The organism is Novosphingobium sp. BL-S-24, assembly GCF_055521575.1.
In genome coordinates this window covers 2,453,572-2,476,938 of sequence record NZ_CM145488.1, presented here as the reverse complement: position 1 = coordinate 2,476,938, position 23,367 = coordinate 2,453,572, and the positions used below count along the sequence as shown (strand labels likewise).

At 62.7% G+C, this 23,367-nt stretch carries 21 protein-coding genes; 11 read left to right on the top strand and 10 right to left on the bottom strand.

The window, feature by feature from the left end:
* Positions 1–58 precede the first annotated feature (58 nt).
* Positions 59–724, top strand: coding sequence for a sugar transferase (locus ACZ1JM_RS17305; protein WP_465133580.1), 666 nt, complete (start codon positions 59–61; stop codon positions 722–724).
* A gap of 53 nt (positions 725–777) precedes the next feature.
* Positions 778–981 (top strand): hypothetical protein, encoded by a 204-nt coding sequence (locus tag ACZ1JM_RS17300; protein ID WP_465133579.1) that lies wholly within the window; start codon positions 778–780, stop codon positions 979–981.
* A gap of 75 nt (positions 982–1,056) precedes the next feature.
* Here the strand turns inward: ACZ1JM_RS17300 and glgX are convergent, their stop codons facing one another.
* The 6 genes from glgX to ACZ1JM_RS17270 all read right to left on the bottom strand — a co-directional run bounded on the left by glgX (position 1,057) and on the right by ACZ1JM_RS17270 (position 12,139).
* Positions 1,057–2,883: a glycogen debranching protein GlgX gene (gene glgX / locus ACZ1JM_RS17295; RefSeq protein ID WP_465133578.1), complete on the bottom strand. Its 1,827-nt coding sequence runs from the start codon at positions 2,881–2,883 to the stop codon at positions 1,057–1,059.
* Positions 2,880–4,343, bottom strand: coding sequence for a glycogen synthase GlgA (gene glgA / locus ACZ1JM_RS17290; protein WP_465133577.1), 1,464 nt, complete (start codon positions 4,341–4,343; stop codon positions 2,880–2,882). Before glgA ends, glgX begins: the two co-directional genes overlap by 4 nt.
* A 7-nt stretch (positions 4,344–4,350) precedes the next feature.
* Entirely contained in the window at positions 4,351–5,610 is a 1,260-nt protein-coding gene (glgC, locus tag ACZ1JM_RS17285) for a glucose-1-phosphate adenylyltransferase (RefSeq protein ID WP_465133576.1), read from the bottom strand.
* 54 nt (positions 5,611–5,664) lie between these two features.
* The gene (gene glgB / locus ACZ1JM_RS17280) at positions 5,665–7,839 is read right to left on the bottom strand and encodes a 1,4-alpha-glucan branching protein GlgB (protein WP_465133575.1); all 2,175 of its coding nucleotides are present in this window, start codon (positions 7,837–7,839) and stop codon (positions 5,665–5,667) included.
* The gene (locus ACZ1JM_RS17275; protein WP_465133574.1) at positions 7,836–10,265 is read right to left on the bottom strand and encodes a glycogen/starch/alpha-glucan phosphorylase; all 2,430 of its coding nucleotides are present in this window, start codon (positions 10,263–10,265) and stop codon (positions 7,836–7,838) included. Before ACZ1JM_RS17275 ends, glgB begins: the two co-directional genes overlap by 4 nt.
* 245 nt (positions 10,266–10,510) lie before the next feature.
* Positions 10,511–12,139, bottom strand: a complete 1,629-nt coding sequence (locus tag ACZ1JM_RS17270; RefSeq protein WP_465133573.1) for a GNAT family N-acetyltransferase — start codon at positions 12,137–12,139, stop codon at positions 10,511–10,513.
* A gap of 174 nt (positions 12,140–12,313) precedes the next feature.
* Here ACZ1JM_RS17270 and ACZ1JM_RS17265 point away from each other — a divergent pair, with 174 nt between their 5' ends.
* Complete coding sequence (locus ACZ1JM_RS17265; RefSeq protein WP_465133572.1) at positions 12,314–12,586, top strand: hypothetical protein; 273 nt, start codon at positions 12,314–12,316, stop codon at positions 12,584–12,586.
* A gap of 11 nt (positions 12,587–12,597) precedes the next feature.
* Here the strand turns inward: ACZ1JM_RS17265 and queF are convergent, their stop codons facing one another.
* On the bottom strand, positions 12,598–13,068 hold the full coding sequence (queF, locus tag ACZ1JM_RS17260; protein WP_465133571.1) for a preQ(1) synthase: 471 nt from the start codon (positions 13,066–13,068) through the stop codon (positions 12,598–12,600).
* Positions 13,069–13,184: 116 nt separating this feature from the next.
* Positions 13,185–13,769, bottom strand: a complete 585-nt coding sequence (locus ACZ1JM_RS17255) for a hypothetical protein (protein ID WP_465133570.1) — start codon at positions 13,767–13,769, stop codon at positions 13,185–13,187.
* Between ACZ1JM_RS17255 and ACZ1JM_RS17250 the strand changes: the two genes are divergently transcribed.
* The 4 genes from ACZ1JM_RS17250 to ACZ1JM_RS17235 all read left to right on the top strand — a co-directional run bounded on the left by ACZ1JM_RS17250 (position 13,753) and on the right by ACZ1JM_RS17235 (position 18,174).
* The gene (locus ACZ1JM_RS17250) at positions 13,753–14,451 is read left to right on the top strand and encodes a hypothetical protein (RefSeq protein ID WP_465133569.1); all 699 of its coding nucleotides are present in this window, start codon (positions 13,753–13,755) and stop codon (positions 14,449–14,451) included. The two genes, ACZ1JM_RS17255 and ACZ1JM_RS17250, sit on opposite strands and share 17 nt — an antisense overlap.
* Before the next feature lie 86 nt (positions 14,452–14,537).
* Positions 14,538–15,752 (top strand): cystathionine beta-lyase, encoded by a 1,215-nt coding sequence (metC, locus tag ACZ1JM_RS17245; protein WP_465133568.1) that lies wholly within the window; start codon positions 14,538–14,540, stop codon positions 15,750–15,752.
* An 11-nt stretch (positions 15,753–15,763) separates the two neighbouring features.
* Complete coding sequence (locus ACZ1JM_RS17240) at positions 15,764–16,807, top strand: mechanosensitive ion channel family protein (protein ID WP_465135118.1); 1,044 nt, start codon at positions 15,764–15,766, stop codon at positions 16,805–16,807.
* The gene (locus ACZ1JM_RS17235) at positions 16,804–18,174 is read left to right on the top strand and encodes a hypothetical protein (protein WP_465133567.1); all 1,371 of its coding nucleotides are present in this window, start codon (positions 16,804–16,806) and stop codon (positions 18,172–18,174) included. The genes ACZ1JM_RS17240 and ACZ1JM_RS17235 overlap by 4 nt, the downstream gene beginning before the upstream one ends.
* 7 nt (positions 18,175–18,181) lie before the next feature.
* Here ACZ1JM_RS17235 and ACZ1JM_RS17230 read toward each other — a convergent pair whose 3' ends face one another.
* Together ACZ1JM_RS17230 and ACZ1JM_RS17225 are read right to left on the bottom strand one after the other, a co-directional pair.
* A complete protein-coding gene (locus tag ACZ1JM_RS17230) occupies positions 18,182–19,075 on the bottom strand; it encodes a GGDEF domain-containing protein (RefSeq protein WP_465133566.1) in 894 nt (297 codons plus the stop codon).
* 250 nt (positions 19,076–19,325) lie between these two features.
* The gene (locus tag ACZ1JM_RS17225) at positions 19,326–20,012 is read right to left on the bottom strand and encodes a helix-turn-helix domain-containing protein (RefSeq protein ID WP_465133565.1); all 687 of its coding nucleotides are present in this window, start codon (positions 20,010–20,012) and stop codon (positions 19,326–19,328) included.
* Between the two features lie 215 nt (positions 20,013–20,227).
* Here ACZ1JM_RS17225 and cobA point away from each other — a divergent pair, with 215 nt between their 5' ends.
* From cobA to ACZ1JM_RS17205, 4 genes are read left to right on the top strand one after another with little or no spacing between them, the layout of a single operon-like run.
* Positions 20,228–21,007, top strand: a complete 780-nt coding sequence (gene cobA, locus ACZ1JM_RS17220; protein WP_465133564.1) for a uroporphyrinogen-III C-methyltransferase — start codon at positions 20,228–20,230, stop codon at positions 21,005–21,007.
* The gene (locus ACZ1JM_RS17215; protein ID WP_465133563.1) at positions 21,004–21,300 is read left to right on the top strand and encodes a DUF2849 domain-containing protein; all 297 of its coding nucleotides are present in this window, start codon (positions 21,004–21,006) and stop codon (positions 21,298–21,300) included. Before cobA ends, ACZ1JM_RS17215 begins: the two co-directional genes overlap by 4 nt.
* On the top strand, positions 21,300–22,934 hold the full coding sequence (locus ACZ1JM_RS17210; protein WP_465133562.1) for a nitrite/sulfite reductase: 1,635 nt from the start codon (positions 21,300–21,302) through the stop codon (positions 22,932–22,934). Before ACZ1JM_RS17215 ends, ACZ1JM_RS17210 begins: the two co-directional genes overlap by 1 nt.
* Complete coding sequence (locus tag ACZ1JM_RS17205; RefSeq protein ID WP_465133561.1) at positions 22,927–23,364, top strand: DUF934 domain-containing protein; 438 nt, start codon at positions 22,927–22,929, stop codon at positions 23,362–23,364. Before ACZ1JM_RS17210 ends, ACZ1JM_RS17205 begins: the two co-directional genes overlap by 8 nt.
* Positions 23,365–23,367: the final 3 nt, after the last annotated feature.

Genomic DNA, 23,367 nt, shown 5'->3' with positions numbered 1-23,367 from the left:
GCGATCCGTTTACCAAGGTTCGACATCTTTCGACGGCTCGACGTCTTCTATCGCTTCCGTGGTTCCACTGCGAGAAGGCACCCAAGTTGCCCACGAACGCAATGACCTGTTAGCTACCTCCCTGGTTGGCCGGGCATTCGATATCGTGTTGGCAACGCTTGCAATTCTGGTGTTCCTGCCGTTCCTCATCCTCGCCGCTCTGGCGATCAAGGCCTCTGCGCCAGGACCCGTCATGTTCGTGCAGCAACGTGTGGGCCGGGGCGGGAAGACGTTTCCCTGCCTCAAGTTTCGATCGATGGTGGTGAATTCGCAGGAAGTGTTGTTCAGCCTGCTGGAATCATCCCCCGAAGCCCGCGCCGAGTGGGAACGGGATCAGAAACTGCGCAAGGATCCACGGATCACTCCGATCGGTGCGTTGCTCCGCAAGAGCAGCCTTGATGAATTGCCGCAGCTGTTCAACATCCTGTTCGGGCAAATGAGCGTCGTCGGCCCTCGCCCGATCGTGCCTGGGGAAATTCCCCGGTACGGTCACCGGTTCGCCGCCTACTGTTCGGTTCGCCCCGGTTTGACCGGTTTGTGGCAAGTAAGTGGCCGGAACGAGGTATCCTATGAGGCGCGCGTGCGGCTTGATGCTCGCTACGCCCGCCGCAAGTCCACGCTCTATGACGTGGCGATCTGCATGCGCACCGTACCAGCTGTGCTTGCCTCCCGTGGGGTGTACTGAAGCTGCGAACTAGCGACTTCAGCCCCCACAACCTCAGTAATGGTGAGAAGGTGATGTCGAAGTCCTCTCCGTCTCCGCAGTCGCTAACTGACAATCGGCTATCTGCGCCGCTGACCGCCATACCGTTGGGACGGGCGGCTACGGCGCGGCAGGCGTTGCAGCGGGCGATCTATCTTGCGCGCAAGCTCAATCGTGAACTGACGCTTGGCTCTGCCAATGCGCCCGACTGCGCCGTAAAAGACACCTGCTCCGCCTGACGACGTATTGGCGTCCCGTAACGCACTGACGGGTCGGATTTGCTGGTAAGCTAAGCTAAAGTCTCCAAAAGTGCATCAGGGTTCTCCGACAGACCCCGAAGGCGGACCGAATTCCACCATGCGGCTATGGCGGTCTATCGCGAACCCGAACTGCACTTCCGGATCGACGGCCTTGCAACGCAGCAGGCCCTCGCCGGGGCGCTCCCAATCGGACACCATCATGTCCTGCCCCTCACGGTTCAGCCATCGCACGGCGTCGGGAAACCGGGCATAATCCTGAACATTCTGGCGGCGGGTGGCGGATAGCTGCGCGACGTGGTCTTCCAGGTCCTGATCCCGGTTCGCCCAATCGACCCAGCCGATCGCGTTGTCCTGACAGTAGGCATTGTTGTTGCCTTGCTGGGTTCGCCCGAATTCATCCCCCGCCGTCAGCATGATCGTGCCGGCAGAGGCAAACAGCGTGCCTAGCAAAGCCTTGACGTCCGCCCGCCGCGCGGCCGCGATAAGGGGATCGTCCGTTGGTCCCTCTACGCCCCTATTCCAGCTGAAGTTTTCGCCATGGCCGTCCCGGTTGTCTTCGCCGTTGGCTTGATTGTGGCGGTGCTCGTACGCCACGGTATCCGCCAGCGTGAAGCCATCATGGGCGGCAAGAAAGTTGACCGAACGCCAGCCCCCCCAGTCGCCGCCAAATATATCCGCCGACCCGGCCATACGGGTGGCCAGCGTGCCGATGCCAAGTTCTCCTTTCCAGAACCGGCGTATGTCATCCCGAAAGCGGTCGTTCCATTCCAGCCAGTGGTTGGGGAAGTGGCCGAGTTGGTAGCCGCCCGGCCCTACATCCCATGGCTCGGCGATCAGGACCCGGTCGGCGAGCAGCGGATCATTGGCGATTTCGGCGAAGATCGGGGCGTTCGCATCGAAGCCCGGTCCGCGCGCCATGATCGGCGCGAGATCGAAGCGAAAGCCATCGACCCCGCATGTCGCCACGAAGTACCGCATCGTGTCGAGGCACAAGGCACGCACTGCCACGTTGGCAAAGTCCAGCGTATTGCCGCAGCCGGTATCGTTGATCAGCGTGCCGTCGCCTGTGCGCGCATAGGCGGCCGGGTCCAGCCCTCGCAGCGAAAGCGTGCCGCCTAGGACATCGCTTTCGCCGGTATGATTGAACACCAGATCAAGGAATACGCCGACCCCTTCGACATGGAGGGCAGCGACGGTATCGCGCAGTTCGCCGACGCCCCCCGGGCACAAGCCGGGATCCAGCGCCATCATGGTCACTGGATTGTAGCCCCATGAATTGACGAGGCCGAGCGGAGGCAGGTGCCGTTCATCCAGCCAGGCGACGATGGGCATCAATTCAACCGCGCCCACGCCGATCTTCTTGAGATGCGCGATGATCGCGGGGTGGGCGAGCGCGGCGACGGTTCCACGCAAGCGCTCCGGCACATCCGGGTGCAGCATCGTGAAGCCGCGAACGTTGATTTCGTAGATCAGGCTGCCGCGTTCGAACCGTGGAAGATTGACGGGTATCGCCTCGCCTCGCTCAGCCACCACCGCGCGGGGAATGAGATCGGCCGTGTCCTCCCCCCGGATCGCCAATCGCGGATTTTGCACGAAGCGGCGATCGAGTTCGATTGCGTAGGGATCGACCAGCAGCTTCGACGGGTCGAACCACCGGTTGCGTTCGGGCACCCATTCGCCATCGGCGCGATAGCCATACCGGGTGCCCGTACGGTCGCCGGGAAGGACGATGGACCACACGGCCCCGTCCCTCTCCATCGGGTAGCGAGTTTCTGGATCGCCATCGCCGTCGAACACGCAAAGCCAGACCTGATCCGCATCCGGCGCGCGAACGGCGAACCGGGTTTGGCCGCTTTCGACCCGAGCGCCCAGCATCGTCATGCCGTCAAAGCGGCGTATAGCTCCGCATAAGCTCGGCCGCTGGCGTCCCAAGAGAAATCGCCCTTCATCGCGTTCTTCTGGAGGCGCTGCCAGATCTCGGGCTGCCCATAGAGAGCAACCGTGCGTGAAATGGCGGAGGCCAGCCCTTCGTAGGAAACACCATCGAACTGAACCCCGGTCGCGCAACCGGTGGCAAGTGCGGCGGGGTTGGCGTCGATCACGGTGTCGGCAAGGCCGCCGGTGCGCGACACGATGGGGATGCAGCCATAGGCTAGGCCGTAGAGCTGGGTCAGACCGCACGGTTCGAAGCGCGATGGGATCAGGATGGCATCACCCCCGCCCTGCATGCGATGGGACAGGGCCTCATCGTATCCCACCCGGACGCCGATGCGCCCCGGATGGCGCAGGGCCGCCTCGGCAAGGGCGCGCTCGATGCCGGTATCGCCGGACCCCAGCAAAGCCAGCCGCCCACCCAGCCCGACAAGATGGTCAGCCGCTTCGACAAGCGCGTCCATGCCCTTTTGCCAGGTCAGCCGGGTGACGACGATGAACAGCGGCCCATGTTCTGAATCAAGGGCGAACTCCGCCTCCAGCGCGCGCTTGTTCAAACGCCGCCGTTCCAGATTCCGGTGATTGTAGCGCGCCGGAAGATCGAGGTCGGACGCGGGGTTCCACGCCGCCGCATCGATGCCGTTCAGGATGCCATGCACGGCATCGCCGCGCGCTGCGATCAAGCCTTCCAGACCCATGCCGAACGCGGGTGCCCTGATCTCGCGCGCATAGGTCGGGCTGACGGTGGTGATCGCATCGGCGCTGGCGAGCCCGGCTTTCAGCATGCCGACGCCGCCGTGATATTCCACGCCGTCGATCGACCAGGCGGAGGGCGGCAGGCCCAGTTGGCCGAACACCTCCGGCCCGGCCCATCCCTGAAACGCCATGTTGTGAATGGTGATGACCGACGGGGTATGCCGCGCAGCCTCGAACGGGGCGAAGCGTAGATAGGCTGGCGCCAGCGCAGCCTGCCAGTCATGCGCATGGAGAAGGTCAAAGCTTTGCCGCTTGCCCCGCTTGACGATCGCGCCACCGGCAATGTCTGCAGCCGCTCGGCCAAGCGCAGCGAAGCGCTGCCAGTTGTCGCTCCAGTCGCGCCCTGCGGCATCGGTGTAAGGCGCGCCCTGGCGATTGAAGAGCGCCGGGGCGTCCAGGACCAGCAGTGGGTGACCGCCATCCAGAGTGCCGGAAAGCAACCTTGCCGGTGTGCCGACCAGCGAGTCCCAGGCCAGCACCGGTCGCGCCCGGCGCAGTGACGCGATGACGGCGGGATAACCCGGCAGCAAGGTGGTCGTCTCTACCCCATGCGGTGCAAGCGCGGCGGGCAGCGCGCCGACGACGTCGGCCAGTCCGCCGGTCTTGACCAGCGGCACCGCCTCTGACGCGACCGACAGGATTTTCAGCGTCATCCTCGCGTCAAAGTCCCAGCCGCTCGATCATCGGCTTGGTGATGAGGCACACGCCGTTATCGGTGCGGCGGAACCGCTGCGCGTCGAGTTCCGGGTCTTCGCCCACGACCAGACCTTCAGGGATGCGAACGCCGGAATCGATGATGACTCGTTTCAGCCGCGCGCTGCGGCCGATGTTGCAGTAGGGGAGGATCACTGCCTCCTCGGCGGAAGAAAAGCTGCCCATCTTGACGCCGGTCATCAACAGGGATCGGCGGGCCAGCGCGCCCGAGACGATGCAGTCGTTCGAGATCAGCGACGAGATCGCGTGGCCACGGCGGCCTTCCTCGTCGTGGACGAACTTGGCAGGCGCAGCGACCACGGCATCGGACCAGATGGGCCATTCGCGGTCGTACATGTCGAGTTGCGGGACCGTGTCGGTCAGGTCCAGATTGGCGTCGAAATAAGCGTCAAGCGTGCCCGCATCGCGCCAGTATTCGCCGATCTCGTCTGTCGCGCGGATGCAGCTGTCCGTGAAGCGGTGGGCCTGTGCGTGGCCGTGCTTCACGATGTAGGGGATGATGTCGCCGCCGAAATCGCGCTTGCTTTCGGGGTCGGCGGCGTCGCGGCGGAGCTGGTCGAACAGGAAATCGGTGTTGAAGACATAGATGCCCATCGAAGCCAGCGCCAGATGCTCCTGCCCCGGAATACCGGGAGGGTCGGCGGGCTTTTCCACGAACGCGGTGACGCGGTCCGTCCCGTCGACATGCATGACGCCGAACTCGGTGGCTTCCATGCGTGGCACCACCAGGCAGCCGATCGTCACGTCCGCACCCGAGTTGACGTGCTGTTGCAGCATCCGCTCGTAGTCCATCTTGTAGACGTGATCGCCCGCCAGGATCACCATGTACTTGGGATCGTGGGGCTGGATGATGTCGATGTTCTGGTACACCGCGTCCGCCGTGCCTTCGTACCACAGTAGTTCGGAAATACGCTGGCTGGCGGGCAGGATGTCGAAGCTTTCGTTACGCTCCGGCCGCATGAAGTTCCACGCCCGCTGCATGTGGCGGATCAGGCTATGCGCCTTGTACTGGGTGGCGACGCCAATGCGGCGGATGCCGGAATTGATGGCGTTGGACAGCGCGAAATCGATGATGCGCGCCTTGCCGCCGAAGTAGACGGCGGGCTTGGCGCGGTTATCGGTCAGTTCCCGCAGGCGACTGCCCCGCCCCCCGGCTAGGACATAGGCCATGGCATCGCGCGCCAGCGGCCCGGACGGTGTGCTCATCGTTCATTCTCCATCGGCCGTCGTCCCTGCGTATCCTTCGAGTGGTGCCGTTGCTCAACCGGCATATTCGAGCATGATCGTGGCCAGCGGCGGCAGCGTGACACGGGCGCGACCGTCAGACGCGGTGACGTGGCCCATGTTGCCTTGCCCGGTGCCGCCATAGTGCGCGGCATCGCTGTTGAGGATCTCGTTCCAAGTGCCCGCCAGCCATAGCTGCACTTCGTAATCGGTGTGCATCGTCGGCGTCATGTTGGCGATCACCGCGACGGGCGGCGCGCCCGGCGCCTTGCGCAGCCAGGCGAAGACCGAGTTGTGTGCATCGTCCACCACCAGCCATTCGAACCCATCACCCTCGCAATCGGCGGCATGGAGCGCGGGTTTTGAGCGGTAGAGGTGGTTCAGATCCTTGACCAGGTTGCGCACTCCTTCATGCGCGGGCGCGGCGCGCAGATCCCAGTCCAGGGCGCGATCCTCGCTCCATTCGCGGCGCTGGGCGAACTCCTGACCCATGAACAGCAGCTTCTTGCCGGGATACCCCCACATGAACGCGTAATAGGCGCGCAGGTTGGCGAACTGCTGCCAGTCGTCTCCGCTCATCTTGCCGAGGAGAGAGCCTTTGCCGTGCACCACTTCGTCGTGGCTGAGCGGCAGCACGTAATTCTCGGAAAAAGCATAGACCAGCCCGAACGTCAGGTCATGGTGATGGAACTGGCGGTGGATCGGATCGCGCGCCATGTACTGGAGCGTGTCGTGCATGAACCCCATGTTCCACTTGAAGCCAAAGCCCAGCGCCGTCTCACGCCCCTTGCCGTCGCCATCGTAGGCGGGCTGGGTGACGCCGGGCCACGCGGTCGATTCCTCGGCGATGGTGAGGAAACCGGGGTGCTGGCTGTAGACGGCGCGGTTGGTCTTGCGCAGGAAGTCCACCGCTTCCCAATTCTCGCGCCCGCCTTCCTGGTTGGGGATCCATTCGCCGGCCTCACGCGAATAGTCACGGTACAGCATCGAGGCGACGGCATCCACGCGCAGGCCATCGACGTGATAGCGCTCCGCCCAGAACAGCGCGTTGTTGATCAGAAAGCTCTGCACTTCGCGCCGACCGAAGTTGTAGATCAGCGTCTTCCAGTCCGGGTGGAAACCCAGCTTCGGGTCCTCATGCTCGTAGAGCGCGGTGCCGTCGAAACGGACCAGCCCGTGCTCGTCGGTCGGGAAATGCGCGGGCACCCAGTCGAGAATGACGCCGATCCCGGCGCGGTGCGCACCATCGACGAAGCGGGCGAACCCGGCAGGCTCCCCAAAGCGGGACGACGGCGCGAACAGCCCGGTGGTCTGGTATCCCCACGACGGATCGTACGGATGTTCGCTGATCGGCAGAAATTCGATGTGGGTGAAGCCCATCTCCACCACATAGGGGATCAGCCGGTCAGCCAGTTCATCCCACGTCAGGAACCAGTTCGACCCGTCGCGCTGCCACGACCCGGCGTGGACTTCATAGATCGAGACCGGCGCGCGGCGAGCATCGACCGACGCCCAGTGCGCGCGATGCGCCTCGTCGCCCCAGTCCAGCTTGGCAGGCACGGCGGTGAGCGATGCGGTGGCCGGGCGCAGTTCGGCGCGGAACGCAAAAGGATCAGCCTTGAGCGGCTGCGCCACGCCATCACTGCCGACGACGTGGTATTTATAGGCGCGGTGCTCGGCGATGTCGGGGATGAAGATTTCCCACACGCCGATGTCCACGCGATTGCGCATGACGTGGCGACCCGTGTCCCAGTCGTTGAAATCGCCGACTACGCTGACCAGCCGCGCGTTGGGCGCCCAGACCGCGAAGTGGACGCCCTCGACGCCTTCATGCTCGATGACATGCGCGCCCAGCTTGTCGAACAGGCGAAAATGCGTGCCTTCGCCGATCAGCAGGTCGTCCAGCGGGCCAAGGACGGGGCCGAAGCTGTAAGGGTCGGTCACCACCCAGCCCTGCCCGCCCGCCGCGCAGTGATAGCGCACGGGCTGGCGCTCGACCGGGAAACAGCCTTCGAACAGGCTGCCGCCGCTCGATTTTTCCATGACGCCAAGGCGCGTGCCGTCCAGCGCGAAGGCCTCCGCACTGTCCGCACCCGGCAGGATTGCGCGAAAGGTGGTGCCGCCAGGACCGGAATGAGTTCCAAGTAAGGAGAACGGATCAGCGTTGGTTCCGTGAAGCAGGGATTGGATGGCGGTTTCCGATGGCTTCACAAGACCTTCCAGATGTCCTTGGCGTATTCACCGATAGTCCGGTCCGATGAGAACCACCCGACATTGGCAATGTTCCGGATCGCCGAGGTCCGCCAGCCAGCGCCATCCCGCCAGCGCGTGTCGACTTCCCGCTGGGCGGCGGCATAGGCATCGAAATCAGCGGCGCACATGAACCAGTCGTGGGAATAGATACCATCGATCAGGCCCTGGTAGCGCGTCGGATCGTCCGGCGAGAACACGCCAGACGCGATGGCCGACAGGGCCTGCGCCAGTTCGCGCGACTGCTCGATCACCTCGCGCGGGTTGTAGCCATCCGCCCGCTTTGCCGCGACTTCCTCTGCGGTCAGGCCGAAAATCACGATGTTCTCGTCCCCGACGTGATCCTTGATCTCCACGTTTGCGCCATCGAGCGTGCCGATCGTCAGCGCGCCGTTCATCGCGAACTTCATGTTGCCGGTGCCGGACGCTTCCATCCCGGCGGTGGAGATCTGTTCGGAAAGGTCGGCGGCGGGGATGATCTGCTCCGCCTGGCTGACGTTGTAATTGGGCACGTAAACCACCTTGAGCAGACCGCCCACCGAAGGATCGGAATTGACGCGCCGGGCGATGTCGTTGGCCAGTTTGATGATCAGCTTGGCGTTGTGATAGCTCGGCGCGGCCTTGCCGCCGAAGATCTTCACGCGCGGCACCCAGTCATTTTCGGGATGACTGCGGATCTGGTCGTAGAGGGCGACGGTCTCGATCAGGTTGAGCAGCTGGCGCTTGTATTCATGGATGCGCTTGATCTGGACATCGAACATCGCGTCGGGGTCCAGCCGAATGCCGACCGTGCGCTTGATGTGATCGGCCAGCGCCACCTTGTTGGCCCGCTTTACCGCCGCGACCCGCTCCCCCAGTGCCGCATCGGTGGCGAGCGGGTTGAGGTCCGCCAGCTTTGCCGCATCGTCAAGGAAACCATCGCCGATCGCCTCGCGGATGACCCCGGTGAGGCCGGGGTTGCATTGCTGCAGCCAGCGGCGCGGCGTGACGCCGTTGGTCTTGTTGTTGATCCGGGTGGGGTACAGCGCGTGGAGATCGGCGAACACCGTCTCCTTCATCAGTTCGGTGTGGAGCGCGGCCACTCCGTTGATCGAATGCGCGCCCACGAACGCCAGGTTCGCCATGCGGACACGCCGTTCGCCGCTCTCGTCGATCAGAGAGATCGCCGCGATCTGGGCGTCCGAGCAACCCGCCTTGCGCGCTTCGCGCAGGACCCGGCTGTTGATCGCGTAGATGATCTGCATGTGGCGCGGCAGCAGCCGTTCGAACAGGGGAAGCGGCCAGGTTTCCAGCGCTTCCGGCAGAAGCGTGTGGTTGGTGTAGGATATGGTCTGCTTGCACACCTCCCACGCCTCGTTGAATTCCAGCCCATGCACGTCGACCATCAGCCGCATCAGTTCGGCCACGGCGACGGAAGGGTGCGTGTCGTTCAACTGGATCGCCGCCTTCTCCGGCAGCGTGCGGATGTCGCCCACGTACTGGACGTGGCGGCGCACGATGTCCTGGATCGACGCGGCGGTGAAGAAATACTCCTGCCGCAGCCGCAATTCCTGGCCCGCCGGGCTGGAGTCCGCCGGATAGAGCACCCGCACCAGGCTTTCGGCGCGCACCTTTTCCGCCAGCGCGCCGAAGTGATCGCCGGCGTTGAAGGCGTCCAGCTTGATCGGGTCGATTGGGTTGGCAGTCCACAGGCGCAGCGTATTGACGCGCTTGCCCTTCCAGCCGACGACCGGGGTATCGACTGCGGTGGCTTCCACCTGCTCCGCCGCGTTCCACACGACACCGTCGCCGTGCGCCACGACTTCGCCGCCAAAGCCGACAAGGTATGTGCTCTCGACCCGCTCGAACTCCCACGGATTGCCGTGCGCCAGCCAGGTTTCCGGCAGTTCGACCTGCCAGCCATCGTCGATCCGCTGACGGAACATGCCGTTTACATATCGGATGCCATAGCCGTATGCCGGGATGTCCAGCGTGGCGAGGCTTTCCATGAAGCAGGCGGCCAGCCGCCCCAGCCCGCCATTGCCGAGCGCCGCATCCGGCTCGAGATCCTCGATCTCCGCCAGGTTCAGGCCATGGGCGGCGAGCGCCTCCTCCATCTCACGCGTCATGCCCATGTTGGACAGGGCATCGCGCAACAGGCGGCCGATCAGGAACTCCATCGACAGGTAATAAACGCGCTTGCCACCGCTATCATACGTGCGGCGCGTCGATTTGAACCAGGCCTCGATGATCTCGTCGCGCAGGGCGTAGATCGCGGCGCGATACCAGTCATGCTGCTTTGCCGCGCGATCGTCCTTGCCCACGCGGGTACGCAGGACGCGGGTGATGTGCTGATCGAAAGCGGAAGGCGTTGCAGGATCGGTATCGGACACGGGTTCGCTGGCCACGAATGCACTCCTTTGCGGATCGCCCGGGCACCCGGACGGCCCGCCCGTGACGATGCCGGTGATCACCTCTCAGTGGCTACCACAGCGCCCCGATGCGGCAAGGGTGATTGTGCTGCGCCGCAAAAATATCCGCGGGGATTTTCCTACATCGACGATGTGCGATACGATCCGTTCGGGTCCTTCCATCGCCGGGCAAGTTGCTCGCTCATGCGCACACTAGGCGCATGTGTTTCATCAACTAAACCCTATCCGTGCGACACCGCGTGCTTGCCGTGGGTTTCCTCGCTGTACAGCCCGCTGCCCGCCGCTTCCGGGTTGGTCTGCGCCCATTCGACGCGGTAAAGGTCGAACCGGCGATCACGCAGATTCTGCACCGCGCCCGACTGCCGCGCCGTCAGCAGCGCATCCAGGCTGAGGTCGGCGATGGCGATGGTCTCGGTATTAGGCGCCGTGTCCGCCGCCACGCCATCACGGGCAAATGGAAAGTCCGAAGGCGTCAGGATCGCGCTTTCGGCATAGTGCACGTCCATGTTCTCGACGTTAGGCAGGTTGCCCACCACGCCCGAGGTCACGACGTAGCACTGGTTCTCCACCGCCCGAGCCTGCGCGCAGTAGCGCACTCGCAGGTAGCCCCGCCGCTCGTCGGTGCAGAACGGCACGAAGAGCATCAGCGCCCCCTGATTCACAAGGTGGCGGGCGAGTTCAGGAAACTCGCTGTCGTAGCAGATCATAACTCCGATCGGTCCGCAATCAGTCTGGATCACATTGGCCCCATACCCGCCGCGCACGTTCCACCAGCGGCGTTCCGATGGCGTGGGATGCAACTTCTGCGTCTCGTGCACCGCCCCATCCCGCAGGAAGGTGTACGCGATGTTCCTGATCTCGCTTTTCCCGCCCTTGAGCTTGACGCGGGTCGGGTGCGAGCCACCGATGATGTTGATGTTATAGCTGACCGCCATGCCCTGCATGAATGCGACGAAGCGCTCGGTATACGTCGCCACTTTCTCGATAGCCTCGACCGGCTCCAGCTTGGTTTCCTCGATCGAGAGAAGTTCGAGCGTGAAGAGTTCGGGGAACACCACAAAGTCGGCCTGATAGTCTGCCGCGACATCGATCCAGTATTCCACCTGCGCCTCGAACTGGTCGATCGTCTCGATCTTGCGCATCTGAAACTGCACAGTGGCGACCCGCACACTGGACGGCACCCGCTCCTTGATCCCGGGCACGGCTTTGCCGGTGTCAGGCGGCGCCAGCGGATTAGTCCAGTACATCAGTACGGCGTTGCCGCCACTTTCCCGGTCCGTCGGGATATAGTCCGGCAGGATGTCCTTGGGCTCGTAGCCCTCGTTCATCTGGAAGTTGATGACCTGGTCGCGGATCTTCTTGTCGCGCACTGCCTGCACATAGGCGGCCGGATCTGGATAATGCCGCTTCCGGCGTGAATATCCCGGCATCCGCCCGGCAAAGGCAATGCCCTTGAGTTCGAAATACTGGCAGACTTCGCGGCGCTTTCGGTAGAGGCGCTGACCGATGCGCAGGCGGCGATAGTCCGGATCGACGCAAACCTCGAATCCGTACAGCACGTCACCTTCCGGTGCAGGCGGACGTCCATAGCCACCGTTGCTGATTTCCTCCCAGGTGTGCGGCTTGAACGCCAGGTCGCTCGTTACGATCATCGTCGCGCAATGGCCGACCACTTTGCCCTCGTATTCGGCGACGAACTGGCCTTCCGGGAAGTTGATCACCTGCCCCCGGATCTCGGCGCGGGTAAAGGCGTCGGCCTTGCCATATACCTTGACTGACAGGCGGGCGATCGCAGGCGCATCCGCTACGGTTGCCTGCCGGATGACGAGCTTTGCTTTGGTCTGGTCCATGGTGGGGCTTTACCCCCCGCCCGCGCTTTGGTTCCAGTGCGCATGTGGAAAAAGAACCGCTCAAGTTATCGACAGCTGATGGTGACCAGACCGGTAACCAATTGGAAATATTTGAGAGAAACCGGGATACATCGTCCGTCGCAACCGTTGTTTAGGCAGGAAGGAGATACTCACATGAGCGCTACTCTCTTCGCCCTTGCACTGTTTGGTTGCTCGGATGACGGCACCGCTTGCGAGCGTCTTCAGACCCCAGTGCAAAGTTACGAATCACGTAATCAGTGCACGTCCAAACTGGATTCCGCACTCGACACCGAAGCTGCGCGGAAGGCCGAAGCACCGACGGTGTACGCTCAATGCCTGACCTCACGCCAGATGGCCTCGATCGGTGACGGCGTTATCGATCTTACGCGCGTAAATGGTTTGAAGTTCGCAAGCGCGGACTTCTGAGCCGTTAACCCTTACCCGCGACCACGGTATCCCTGAACGCCCTGATCCGGCACCCACAGACCGAAGGGGAGAGCGTCGGATTGCCAGAACACGTCGATAGGAATGCCGCCGCGCGGATACCAGTAACCACCGATGCGAAGCCAGCGTGGTTTCATCTCGTCAAATAACCGCTGGCCAATGCCGACGGTCACGTCTTCATGGAATCCGCTGTGGTTGCGAAATGATCCGAGGAAGAGCTTCAGGCTTTTGGACTCGACGATGGTTTCGCCGGGAGCATAATCCAGGACAAGATGAGCGAAATCTGGCTGTCCGGTCACCGGGCAGAGCGATGTGAATTCGGGCGCCGCGAACCGCACGAGATACAGGCTGCCCTGCCGGGGATTGGGGACGTAATCGAGCACTGCCTGGTCGGGTGATGACGGCAAGGCACTCTGTTGGCCGAGATGCAACGGCGCCGAGTTGGATGGGGGGGTATCATTCATGCAGACGGCGAATGCCTCGCATGCGACTGATTGACAAGCCACAGTTGCAATTGCGCAATTACCCATCTGCGCCTAGTCACGGCCGGTCGCGTATGCACAAGGCATTAAGACGCGGTTCACAGCGATTTGGGCGACAGTGGCAGGATCATGAGGGGCAACTTCACATCATACATGCTCGCGGCATCCGCCGTTGCGCTGGGCACATCGCTGTCTTTTTCCGCCCACGCGCAATCGATCGGGTCATGGACCCTGCCCGAACCGACCAGCACGCCCACCAATTCAACGGTACAAGGCCCGGTCGATGGGCAAAATCCCGTCGTTCGTCCGACCCGTGGAGCGGAAGGGGCTCCAAACGCGCCGGCACCCACCCCGGTCCCGACACTTTCCCCACCTCCGCCCCGACGCGCTTCCGCGCCTACAGAGCAGCCCTCCGCGACGCCAACCGCACGCCCTAGCGCTGAACCGACGCAACCCGTGGCCCGCGCTGCTCCCGATGCGGCCAGCACATCGGACGCATCGGAAACTTTCCCGGCTGAGCCTCCACCCGCTGCTCCCGAGACCAGCACACCTGACCAGCCAGCAATCTCGCAAGAGCCAAGTGTGCCCGCGGTTTCCTCGACGTCCGGAAAGCAGGATGGCAGTTCGATATGGTGGTGGGTGGCGCCGCTGGCGATTTTGGCAGCGTTGGGTGGCCTGCTCATCTACCTGCGTCGTCGCCGTGTAGAACAGTCGAGCACCGAGGTCCCGGAAGTCAGGCTTGAACCGACACCTCGTCCCCAGCCTGCGCCCACTCCAGCGGCACGGCCCGAACCGACACCCGCTCAGCCCGCACCGCGCCCGGTCGATACAGCAGCAACGGCCACGCCTTCCGGACCGGAATTGATGTTCGAGGTGGTGGGACTTCGCCTATCGCTCGTTTACGCCACACTGCAGTATCGGTTGACGATTTCATCGCCGACGGGCCTGCCTTCCGGCCACCTTGTCGGTGACATGATCGGCGCGCACGCCTCCATACCACCGGCGGAGCAACTGGCGCCGAGCCCTGATACTCTCTTCAAACTGGTCCCCGTTCCCTCACTCGCCGAAAACGAAAGCACGACGGTGAAGGGCGAGGTTCAGATTCCACTGAACGCCATTCGTGTCCTTAGGCAGGGGAACGCGTCGTTCTTCGTGCCGCTGGTCCGCCTTTGCTTGGTTTCGGACACAGACAGTGCCGTCGTTCGCCGCGTTTACACCGTGGGGACGGATAACGGCGCCGGGGGCCTATCGCCTCTTCGTCTGGACACTGGACCGCGCGAGCATCGGGACGTGCTGACCCGCGAAGTCGAAGCTGCCCGCGACTATCCGTCTCAGCCAGTGGACCACCGCATCGCCGTTGGATGACAATGTTCCGATAGCGCCTGAGTTCTGCCGCTTCCCAACGCACCGGAAAATGCCCTAGGGAATACCTGGCATCAACGGAGACGACATTGGATAGCAGCAAGCGCGCCGACACTCTTTCCCAGGCTACGAAAATCGTCGGGGCGGGGCGGCGCAGCGAATGGACTGGACCGGTGGTCAATCCGCCGGTCTGGCGCGCGAGCACCCACCTCTATCCCGATACCGCCGCGTTGTTTGCCGCGCCCAGGCATAACGAGGACGGTCGGTTCTTTTACGGTCGCCGCGGCGCTCCCACGCAATGGGCGCTTGCCGATGCGCTCACCGTGCTCGAACCGGGCGCGGCGGGAACGGTGCTCTATCCCTCGGGCGTGGCCGCGATCGCCGGAGTGATGCTGACGTTGCTTGGCCCTGGTGATGTCGTTCTGATCAGCGACAACGCTTATGACCCCGCGCGTGCCATGGGCAAGGGGCTGCTGACCGACTTGGGCATCGAGCCGCGCTTCTTCGACCCGCTCGACCCTGCCGCCTACGAAGCGCTGTTCTGCGACCGGACCCGCGCCGTTCTTCTCGAAGCGCCCGGCAGCCTCTCGATGGAGATGGCCGACCTGCCGGAGTTGGCTCGAATAGCCCGGGCCAAGGGGGCAATTTCCGTGCTCGACAATACCTGGGCGAGTTCACTGGGATTTCAGGCGCTGGACCATGGGATCGATATTTCCCTGATGGCGCTGACCAAGCATGTCGGCGGCCATTCCGACCTGATGATGGGCAGCGCCAGTGCAGGACCAGAGCTTTATGCGCGACTGCGCGCGAGAGCGCAGCAACTGGGCACAGTCGTCTCGCCCGACGATGCCGCGCTGGCCTTGCGCGGCTTGCGCACGCTCCACTTGCGGCTCAAGCAGGAAACCGACAGCGCGACCGCGATCGCCCGTTGGCTGGCAGGTCGTGACGAAGTGGCGGAAGTGTTGTGCCCCATGCTCGAAGGCGCGCCGGGCTACGAGATCTGGAAGCGGGACTTCACGAGCGGCTGCGGATTGTTCAGCTTCGTGTTCAACGGTGGGACCAAAGCCGCGCGCGATCGTTTCGTCGATAGTTTGACCTTGTTCGGCATCGGATTTTCGTGGGGCGGCTTCGAAAGCCTTGCCTTGCCGATCGAGCCTTCCGCCTATCGTAGCCAGATGCCATGGCCGCCTGCGCCGCTGTCGAACAATGACCGCCATGCCGTTCGCCTCGCGATCGGGCTGGAAGATCCGGCCGACCTTATCGCAGACATCGAACAGGCGCTCGGCACCTGGCGGCAAGGGTGATACTCAACGCTATGGCTGCGGCCCTGCGGCCAGTCCCTACGCCCACAGCCACGGCGACGGCGACCCACGCCCCCCAGGTGTCAGGCGCGGACGGGATCAAGGATGCGGTCGCTTCGCGTAGCGATACCGTGGGCGGCATCATCAATACCGCCGACAGCCTGGCCATCCAGATCGGAGCCACGCGGTTTTCGATCTGGGATCTTGTCGTGGTCCTGTCGGTGTTGGCGCTGGTAATCACGATCGCGTGGGCATCCAGCCGAATGTCGAGCAGGATCCTTGCCAAGGCGACCCGGCTCGACATGACGCAACGCCTGCTGACGGAAAAGATGCTGAGCCTGTTCATCTGGGCAATCGCTTTCCTCATCGGCGTCGATGTCCTCGGCATAGATCTCACGGCGCTGACGGTGTTCTCCGGCGCGTTCGGTCTGGCGATCGGCTTCGGTCTGCAGAAGACATTCGGCAACCTGATCGCCGGCATCATCCTGCTCATGGACAAGTCCATCAAGCCGGGCGACGTGATCGCGATTACCGATCAGGGGGGCCAATATACTTTCGGGCAGATCCGGCGCATCGGCATTCGCGCGGTTTCGCTGACCACGCGTGATCAGAAGGAATATCTGATTCCGAACGAAAACCTGATGATTAATCAGGTTGAAAACTGGTCCTATTCCAGTCGCAACGTGCGCATTCAGGTGCCCGTGGTGATCCCCTTCGCCTCCGACATAGAGCGCGCCGAGGAACTGATGCTGGAGGCGGCGCGGTCGGTGAAGCGTGTTCTGGCCGCCCCGCCACCAACGGTCTGGCTGGACAGCTTTGCCGAAAACGGCGTCGCGTTCGTCATTCACTGCTGGATCACCGACCCCGAGGAAGGCGTCGGCAACGTGCGATCAGATGTGCTAAAAGGTTTGTGGCGACTGATGCAGGAGAATGGCATCAAGGTGCCCTACCCGCAGCGTGATCTCAATTTGCGGGACACGGCGACGATGCGCGAACTGATCGAAGCGATCGGCCGCAGGGATGCCAATTCCGGCGGTCAGCAAGGAACGGAGCCATGAACCTGCGTCACGCACTGTTGGCGGTTTCGGCAATCGCCATGGCCTCGTGCGGAGGCGAAACCAATGCGGCTCCAAAAACCGACAATCTCTATCCGTTCTACATGCCGATGACGGGCCTGCAGGCCCCGGCGATCACGCTCAAGGTCAAGTGCGATGCCTCGCGCGCGGCGGGGCGCGAAGTCTATGACGGACGGGATGCAAACTCGCTCTACGGCCGGGCAGAGGGCGGTTACGAGTTCATCTACGAAGCGCTCGATGCCGCTGGCAAGCCCTGCGTCTATCCGTTCGCGCCATGGATGCCGCAGATCGCCGGAGCCCTCGATGGTACGCAATATATCCTGCGGTCCTCGATCCCCGGACAGCGGGTGACGTTCAATACCAGTTACGACTGGGCGAGCGTCGATCTGCGCATGTTCGACATCGGGAAAAGCCGCGTGCATTTCGAAATGCGCGACATCGATCTTAACTTTCCCGGCGCGATCCAGCCGATGGGTGCGCTGCATCTCGAAGCAGTGGGGACCGCCAGGCCGGGCCTGTTCACCGCCGTCATCCGCCGGTCCCGGATCTACGGCGGAAAGAATGCGATCTTCGTGCCGAGCGGGCAGACGATGCTTTATGTCGAGGACAGCGAGATCGCCGGGAATGTCGGCACCAATGCGGATCAGGAGCACTCGACCTACATCAACGGGACGCTCGTGTCCCACTTCCGCAATTCAAGCTGGCATGGTCAGCGCACCTGGGAGAACATGGCGAGCGGCCATCAGATCAAGGACAAGGCCTACCTGCGCATCTACGAGAACGTCACCGTCAGCAATGATCCGAGCGGCTCCACCCCCTCCGCCATGCCGCTGATCGATGCCTCTGCGTTCGGGTTTACCTGGTCCGACAATCTGCACATCCGTCGTGTCATGCCCGCGCAGGCGCCGCGTGACACGCTGGTCGATCTGCGCAGCGAGATCGTTTACGGCGCGCGGGAAAACTACCCATGGGACGTGCTGGTCACGCCCGACTGGCGAATGCCGGCAAATCCGCTCTCGGCGCTGGACAAGGTGTATCTCTCGGTGTTCGTGAACACCACGGTCGAGAGTTTCCGCACCGAGCCGCATGTCTTCGCGCTGCGGTCGCAGGGGTCGGGGCTCTCGGCCGATGGCTCGCACGTGGAAGGCGGCGAGCGGACCGACAAGGTGCAGCAGCGCGCTGTGTCGCTGGCGTTCGACACGACCGGCACTTTCAAGCGGGCCTACTTGAACGAGGGGTGGACCTACACCGATCCGGACTTGCCTGCCGGAAGCAGTTGGGTGCTGGATCGCGACGCCTTCGTGCGCCATGCGCTTGGACTGATCGGGCGGTGGCAGGACCCGCGTTGATCGGGGGCTAGCCTACCGCCAGCCGCACCGGCTTTTCCATCTCCAGCCGGTTGCGTCCTTTTGCCTTGGCGACGAAGAGCGCCATTTCCGCCCGCTCAATCGTGGAATCAAGGCTGGTGCCGATCCGGGCGACGCTGCCGCTGGCCGTCATCGCGAAATGGCTGGTGCCGACTTTCTGCTTCAGCTCCGACAACGTGGTGACGACCCGCCGGCATATGCCTTCCGCCTCAGTCGGCGTGACCCTGGGCAGGATCACGGCGAACCGCTCGGACCCGATGCGGGAGATAATGTCGTCGCTGCGAAGCATCTCCCGCAGGAGATCGGAGAACACGTTGAGCACCTGATCGCCAACGCTCTGCCCATACTGCATATTGATGGTGCGGAAAAAATCGATGCTGAACAGCCCCAGGCACCCGTCCATCCCGGCGTCGAGCATATGCTCCAGCATCGAGATGAAAGCGGTCCGGTTGGTCAGCCCGGTCAACGGATCGGAATAGGTAGCCGTAAACAAGCGTTCGCTCAACGATCGCAGTTCATCGACATTGCGCATCACGCCAAGCACGCCATAGGGCGCGCCATCGTGACGCAGCAGGGCACGCAGGCGAATTTCGAACCACTGCTTGCGCTCGTCTCGCGTCAGCGCGGGGAATTCGATCCAGTCTACATCCTCACCCGCCAAGGCCCTGCCATGGGCGCGGGAGATCTGCTGCTTAGCTTCGGGCGCCACCAGGTCGAGCAAGTGCGGCCCCATCAGCGCACCCGGTTCGCGATGCCCCAGTTCCGCCATGGCCGACGTCGCATGAACGATGAAACCCTTTGGATCGGTTTTGAGAATGATGTCGGTCGTGCTTTCGGCCAGCATCCCGTAAAGGACTGAGCTTTCCTGAAATGTGAAGTTCATGCCCATTCAACTGCGTCCCGAAATTCCTGCCCGATTCAAGCGACGACATTCTTAATCAACGATCTGAACAACCCTTTCCATTCTCCCGACACGCCCTGAAAACAATTGTCCGGTTAGCTAACCAGTTATACTAAGCTATTGTTATCAAAAGGTTTACCATCGAAATAGGCACCCGCAAACAGAAAATTAAAAAAGGATGAACCGACTCGGTTGTTTTGGTTTGGACGAGCCGGATACGCGATGGCACGTGCTACAGTTCAATCATGATCCTGACTTTTTCGGGCGTGGTTTCCACCGCCGTCGCGATTTGCTCCCGGCACCGGGAGATAAGTTCAGGAAGTCCTGGCACCGTGCGGCTAGGCCGCAGATCGACGCCCTCGACGCCCAGCGCCTCGGCGATGGCTTCGATGCGTTCTTCGATCGGCCTCGCCCGGCCCTGCTCCCACGCCCAGACCGTCGGCTTGCTGACGCCGAGCCTATTCGCCAGTTCTCCCTGCGTAAGACCACGTAACTTGCGCAGGCGATGCAGGCGCTCGCCCAGGCTTTCGCCTCCAATCGCAGATGGTATGGCTGGTATGGGAGAAGGAGCCGCGCCGATGCCGAATTCGGTTCGCACCGCGCTGCGCAGCGCCGATGCCTTGAGCGTCAACTGCGGGATATTGCTGTCAAACGCACACCCGTAAAGATCGCCGCTTGCCCAGATGACTCTCGCCACCACAGGGTCCGCTTCCGGCAGTTCCAGCGTTAATGCCTCACCGATTTCCAGATCGACCCTCGTTTCAAGCAGCACGCCGGTCTGGGACAGATTGTGAACGACAACCTCGGTCTCGACGCCCGATTCCAGCGCCCCCTGGGTTTCCAACAGCAAACGGCGCCGTTCGGCGCGTGGCTTACCTTCGCTATAAGGGACATCTTCGAAATGAGCCGCTATCGGCATTGTACCGTCTCCCTGGGTGGCCTTCAACCGTCCACTGGCGCGGTTAAGATTTAGTTAGCGAAGCTACTAATGAGGCTTCCTTAGAGCGCATTCCCCCGGATCGGATGTAAGCAGGTCTGTTAGCCGCCGCGTTAGGGTCGGCCGTAAAGCTGCTCTTAGTCCATCCAAAGGCATTATGGCTGGCATCACTGATCGATCGACGCCATTTGCACCCCATGACAGCGAATCCCGCCTCTCGCGATCGTATCGGCACTGTATATCTGGTTGGCGCTGGCCCCGGGGATCCCGACCTGTTGACCTTGCGCGCCGCACGCCTGTTGATGAGCGCATCGCTGATCGTCCATGATGGCCTGGTCGACCCCGCCATCCTCGCCATGGCGCGGTCAGGCGCAAGGTTGATATCAGTCGCCAAAAGCCGGTCACGCCACACGATGAAGCAGGACGACATCAACGCGCTTCTCGTGCGCGAAGCGCTTGCAGGGAACGACGTGGTCCGGCTGAAGGGCGGCGATCCTTTCATTTTCGGGCGTGGCGGAGAAGAAATGCAGGCTTGCCACGCTGCCGGTGTCGCGGTGGAAGTGGTGCCCGGCATATCTTCGGCGCTGGGTGCGTCCGCCGCTGCGGGAATCCCGCTGACCCATCGCGATCACGCCTCGATCGTCAGCTTCGTGGCGGGCCAGTGCAAGGGGTTGTCCGATCAGGACTGGTCCGGCCTCGCCGGAAAGGATCGCACCCTGGTGATCTTCATGGGGCTGGCGACAGCCGCCCAGATCTCGGAAAAGCTGATGGCGGATGGCCTTGCGCCTGATGTCCCGACGGCCGTCATCGAAAAGGCCACGCGCGCCGACATGCGCGTGCTCCGCGCGCCCCTTGCCGGCCTTTCCGCGATTGTTGAAAGCGAGAGGGTGCAAAGCCCGGCGCTTATCGTTATCGGGCACGTCGTATCCGATACCGACAACACTATTCGCGCACTGGCGCTGGAGGCAGCAAAGTGAATATCCTGACGGGGAATGACCTCAAGACCGGAGCGGTCATCTGGTGGACGGGCGTTGGCTGGTCGCTGGACGTCAACGATTCCGCCGATGTCGAAGGGCATGGTGCCGCCATCATCGCTCGTGAAGAAGGCGCACAGAATGTCTTCGCCGCCTATGTCGTCGATGCCGTGAAGACCGACGAAGGCGTCCGCCCGGGCCATATCAAGGAGCGGATCCGCGCTCTTGGGCCAACCGTACGCCCCGATCTGACGCTCAAGCCGTCCGACCCCGAAGCCGTGAACTGGGTGATCTGATGTACAAGTATGACGAATATGACCAGCAGATGGTCGATACCCGCGTCGCGGAATTTCGCGATCAGGTCCGCCGCCGCCTTTCGGGTGAACTGACCGAAGACCAGTTCAAGCCTCTGCGTCTGCAGAACGGGCTCTACCTTCAGCTGCACGCCTACATGCTGCGCGTCGCGGTGCCTTACGGGACGCTGAGCTCTGCACAGATGCACCTGCTCGGTGATATCGCGGACAAGTACGATCGCGGTTACGGCCACTTCACCACGCGCCAGAACATCCAGTACAACTGGATCAAGCTGGAAGAGACGCCGGACATTCTGGCCGAACTCGCCACGGTTGAGATGCATGCCATCCAGACCAGCGGCAACTGCATCCGCAACATCAGCGCTGACCAGTTCGCCGGCGCCGCCGCGGACGAGATCGTCGATCCCCGCCCTTACGCGGAATTGCTGCGTCAGTGGTCCAGCTTCCACCCGGAATTTCTGGTTCTGCCGCGTAAGTTCAAGATTGCCGTGATCGCATCCGAAAAGGATCGCGCGGCGATGCGCCTGCACGACATCGGCATCAAGATGGTGCGCAATGCCGCTGGTGAGATCGGCGCGCAGTTCTATGCCGGTGGCGGCATGGGCCGCACACCCATGATTGCCCCCATGGTGCGCGAATTCGTGCCGCTTGAGCAGCTGATCACGTATTCCGAGGCGTGCTTGCGCGTCTACAACCGCCATGGTCGTCGCGATAACAAGTACAAGGCGCGGATCAAGATCCTCGTCCACGAACTGGGCAAGGATGAATATATCCGCCAGGTCGAGGAAGAATTCGCCCATCTGCTGACCCAGCCCATCGAGCCGCCGCTCGCCGAGCTGGAGCGGATCAAGGCGCACTTCGTCGACCCCGCCTTCGATGCCAACGCGTCCGACGATCTGGATCTTTCGGATCCCGACTTCCGCCTGTGGGTGGAGCGCAACACGCATGCGCACAAGCAGCCGGGCTATATCATCGCGACCATCAGCCTGAAGCCGGTTGGCGGCATTCCGGGCGACGCGACGGCGGATCAGATTCGCCTGATGGCGCAGCTTGGGCGCGACTATTCGTTCGACGAACTGCGCGTGACCCATGCCCAGAACATCGTCCTGCCGCACGTCCGCAAGGCTGATCTCTACACCGTCTGGAAGGCACTGGACGAGGCCGGGATCGGCACCGCCAACCTCGATACCGTGGGTGACATCATCGCTTGCCCCGGACTCGACTATTGCTCACTGGCCAACGCGCGGTCGATCCCAGTGGCGCAGAAGATTTCCGAACGGTTCGGATCGGCGGAAAAGCAGGCTGAAATCGGCGAGCTGAAGCTCAAGATTTCTGGCTGCATCAATGCCTGCGGTCATCACCATGCCGGCCACATCGGCATTCTCGGCGTCGACAAGAAGGGGGTGGAAAACTACCAGCTTTCGTTCGGCGGCAGCGAAGGCGCAGACACCTCGCTCGGCAAGATCACCGGCCCCGGCTTTGACGAGGACGGCGTGGTCGATGCTGTTGAAAAGGCGACGAAAGTTTACCTCGCCAACAAGCAGGGCGATGAACGATTCCTCGACACCTACCGCCGTATCGGCATGGAACCGTTCAAGGAGGCCATCTATGGTTGAAGTGCAATTCCGCTTCCGAAACGACGAAGCCGTCAACGATCCGGCCGTCACCGTGGATGTGTTTGCTGAACAAACTAATGCCACCGCCGTCCGCATCGAACCCGGTGACGACGCTCGCAACCTCCTCGCCCAACTCGATCGTCTTGCGCTGGTGGAAGTCAATTTCCCCGCCTGGACCGACGGCAGGGGATACTCGTCGGCCCGCATCCTCCGGGAAGCTGGGTACACGGGTGAGCTGCGCGCGGTCGGTGATGTCGTGGTCGATATGATCGCTCACCTTCGTCGCTGTGGTTTTGACTCTTTCGCACCCGATAAGCCGCTCAATCCCGACGACGCGCAAAATACGTTCGATCGCTGGGACAATGTCTACCAGGCGAGCGCCGTGGATGGTCGTCCCGCAATATGGGCCAAGCGCCACCCGGCCGCTTGACGC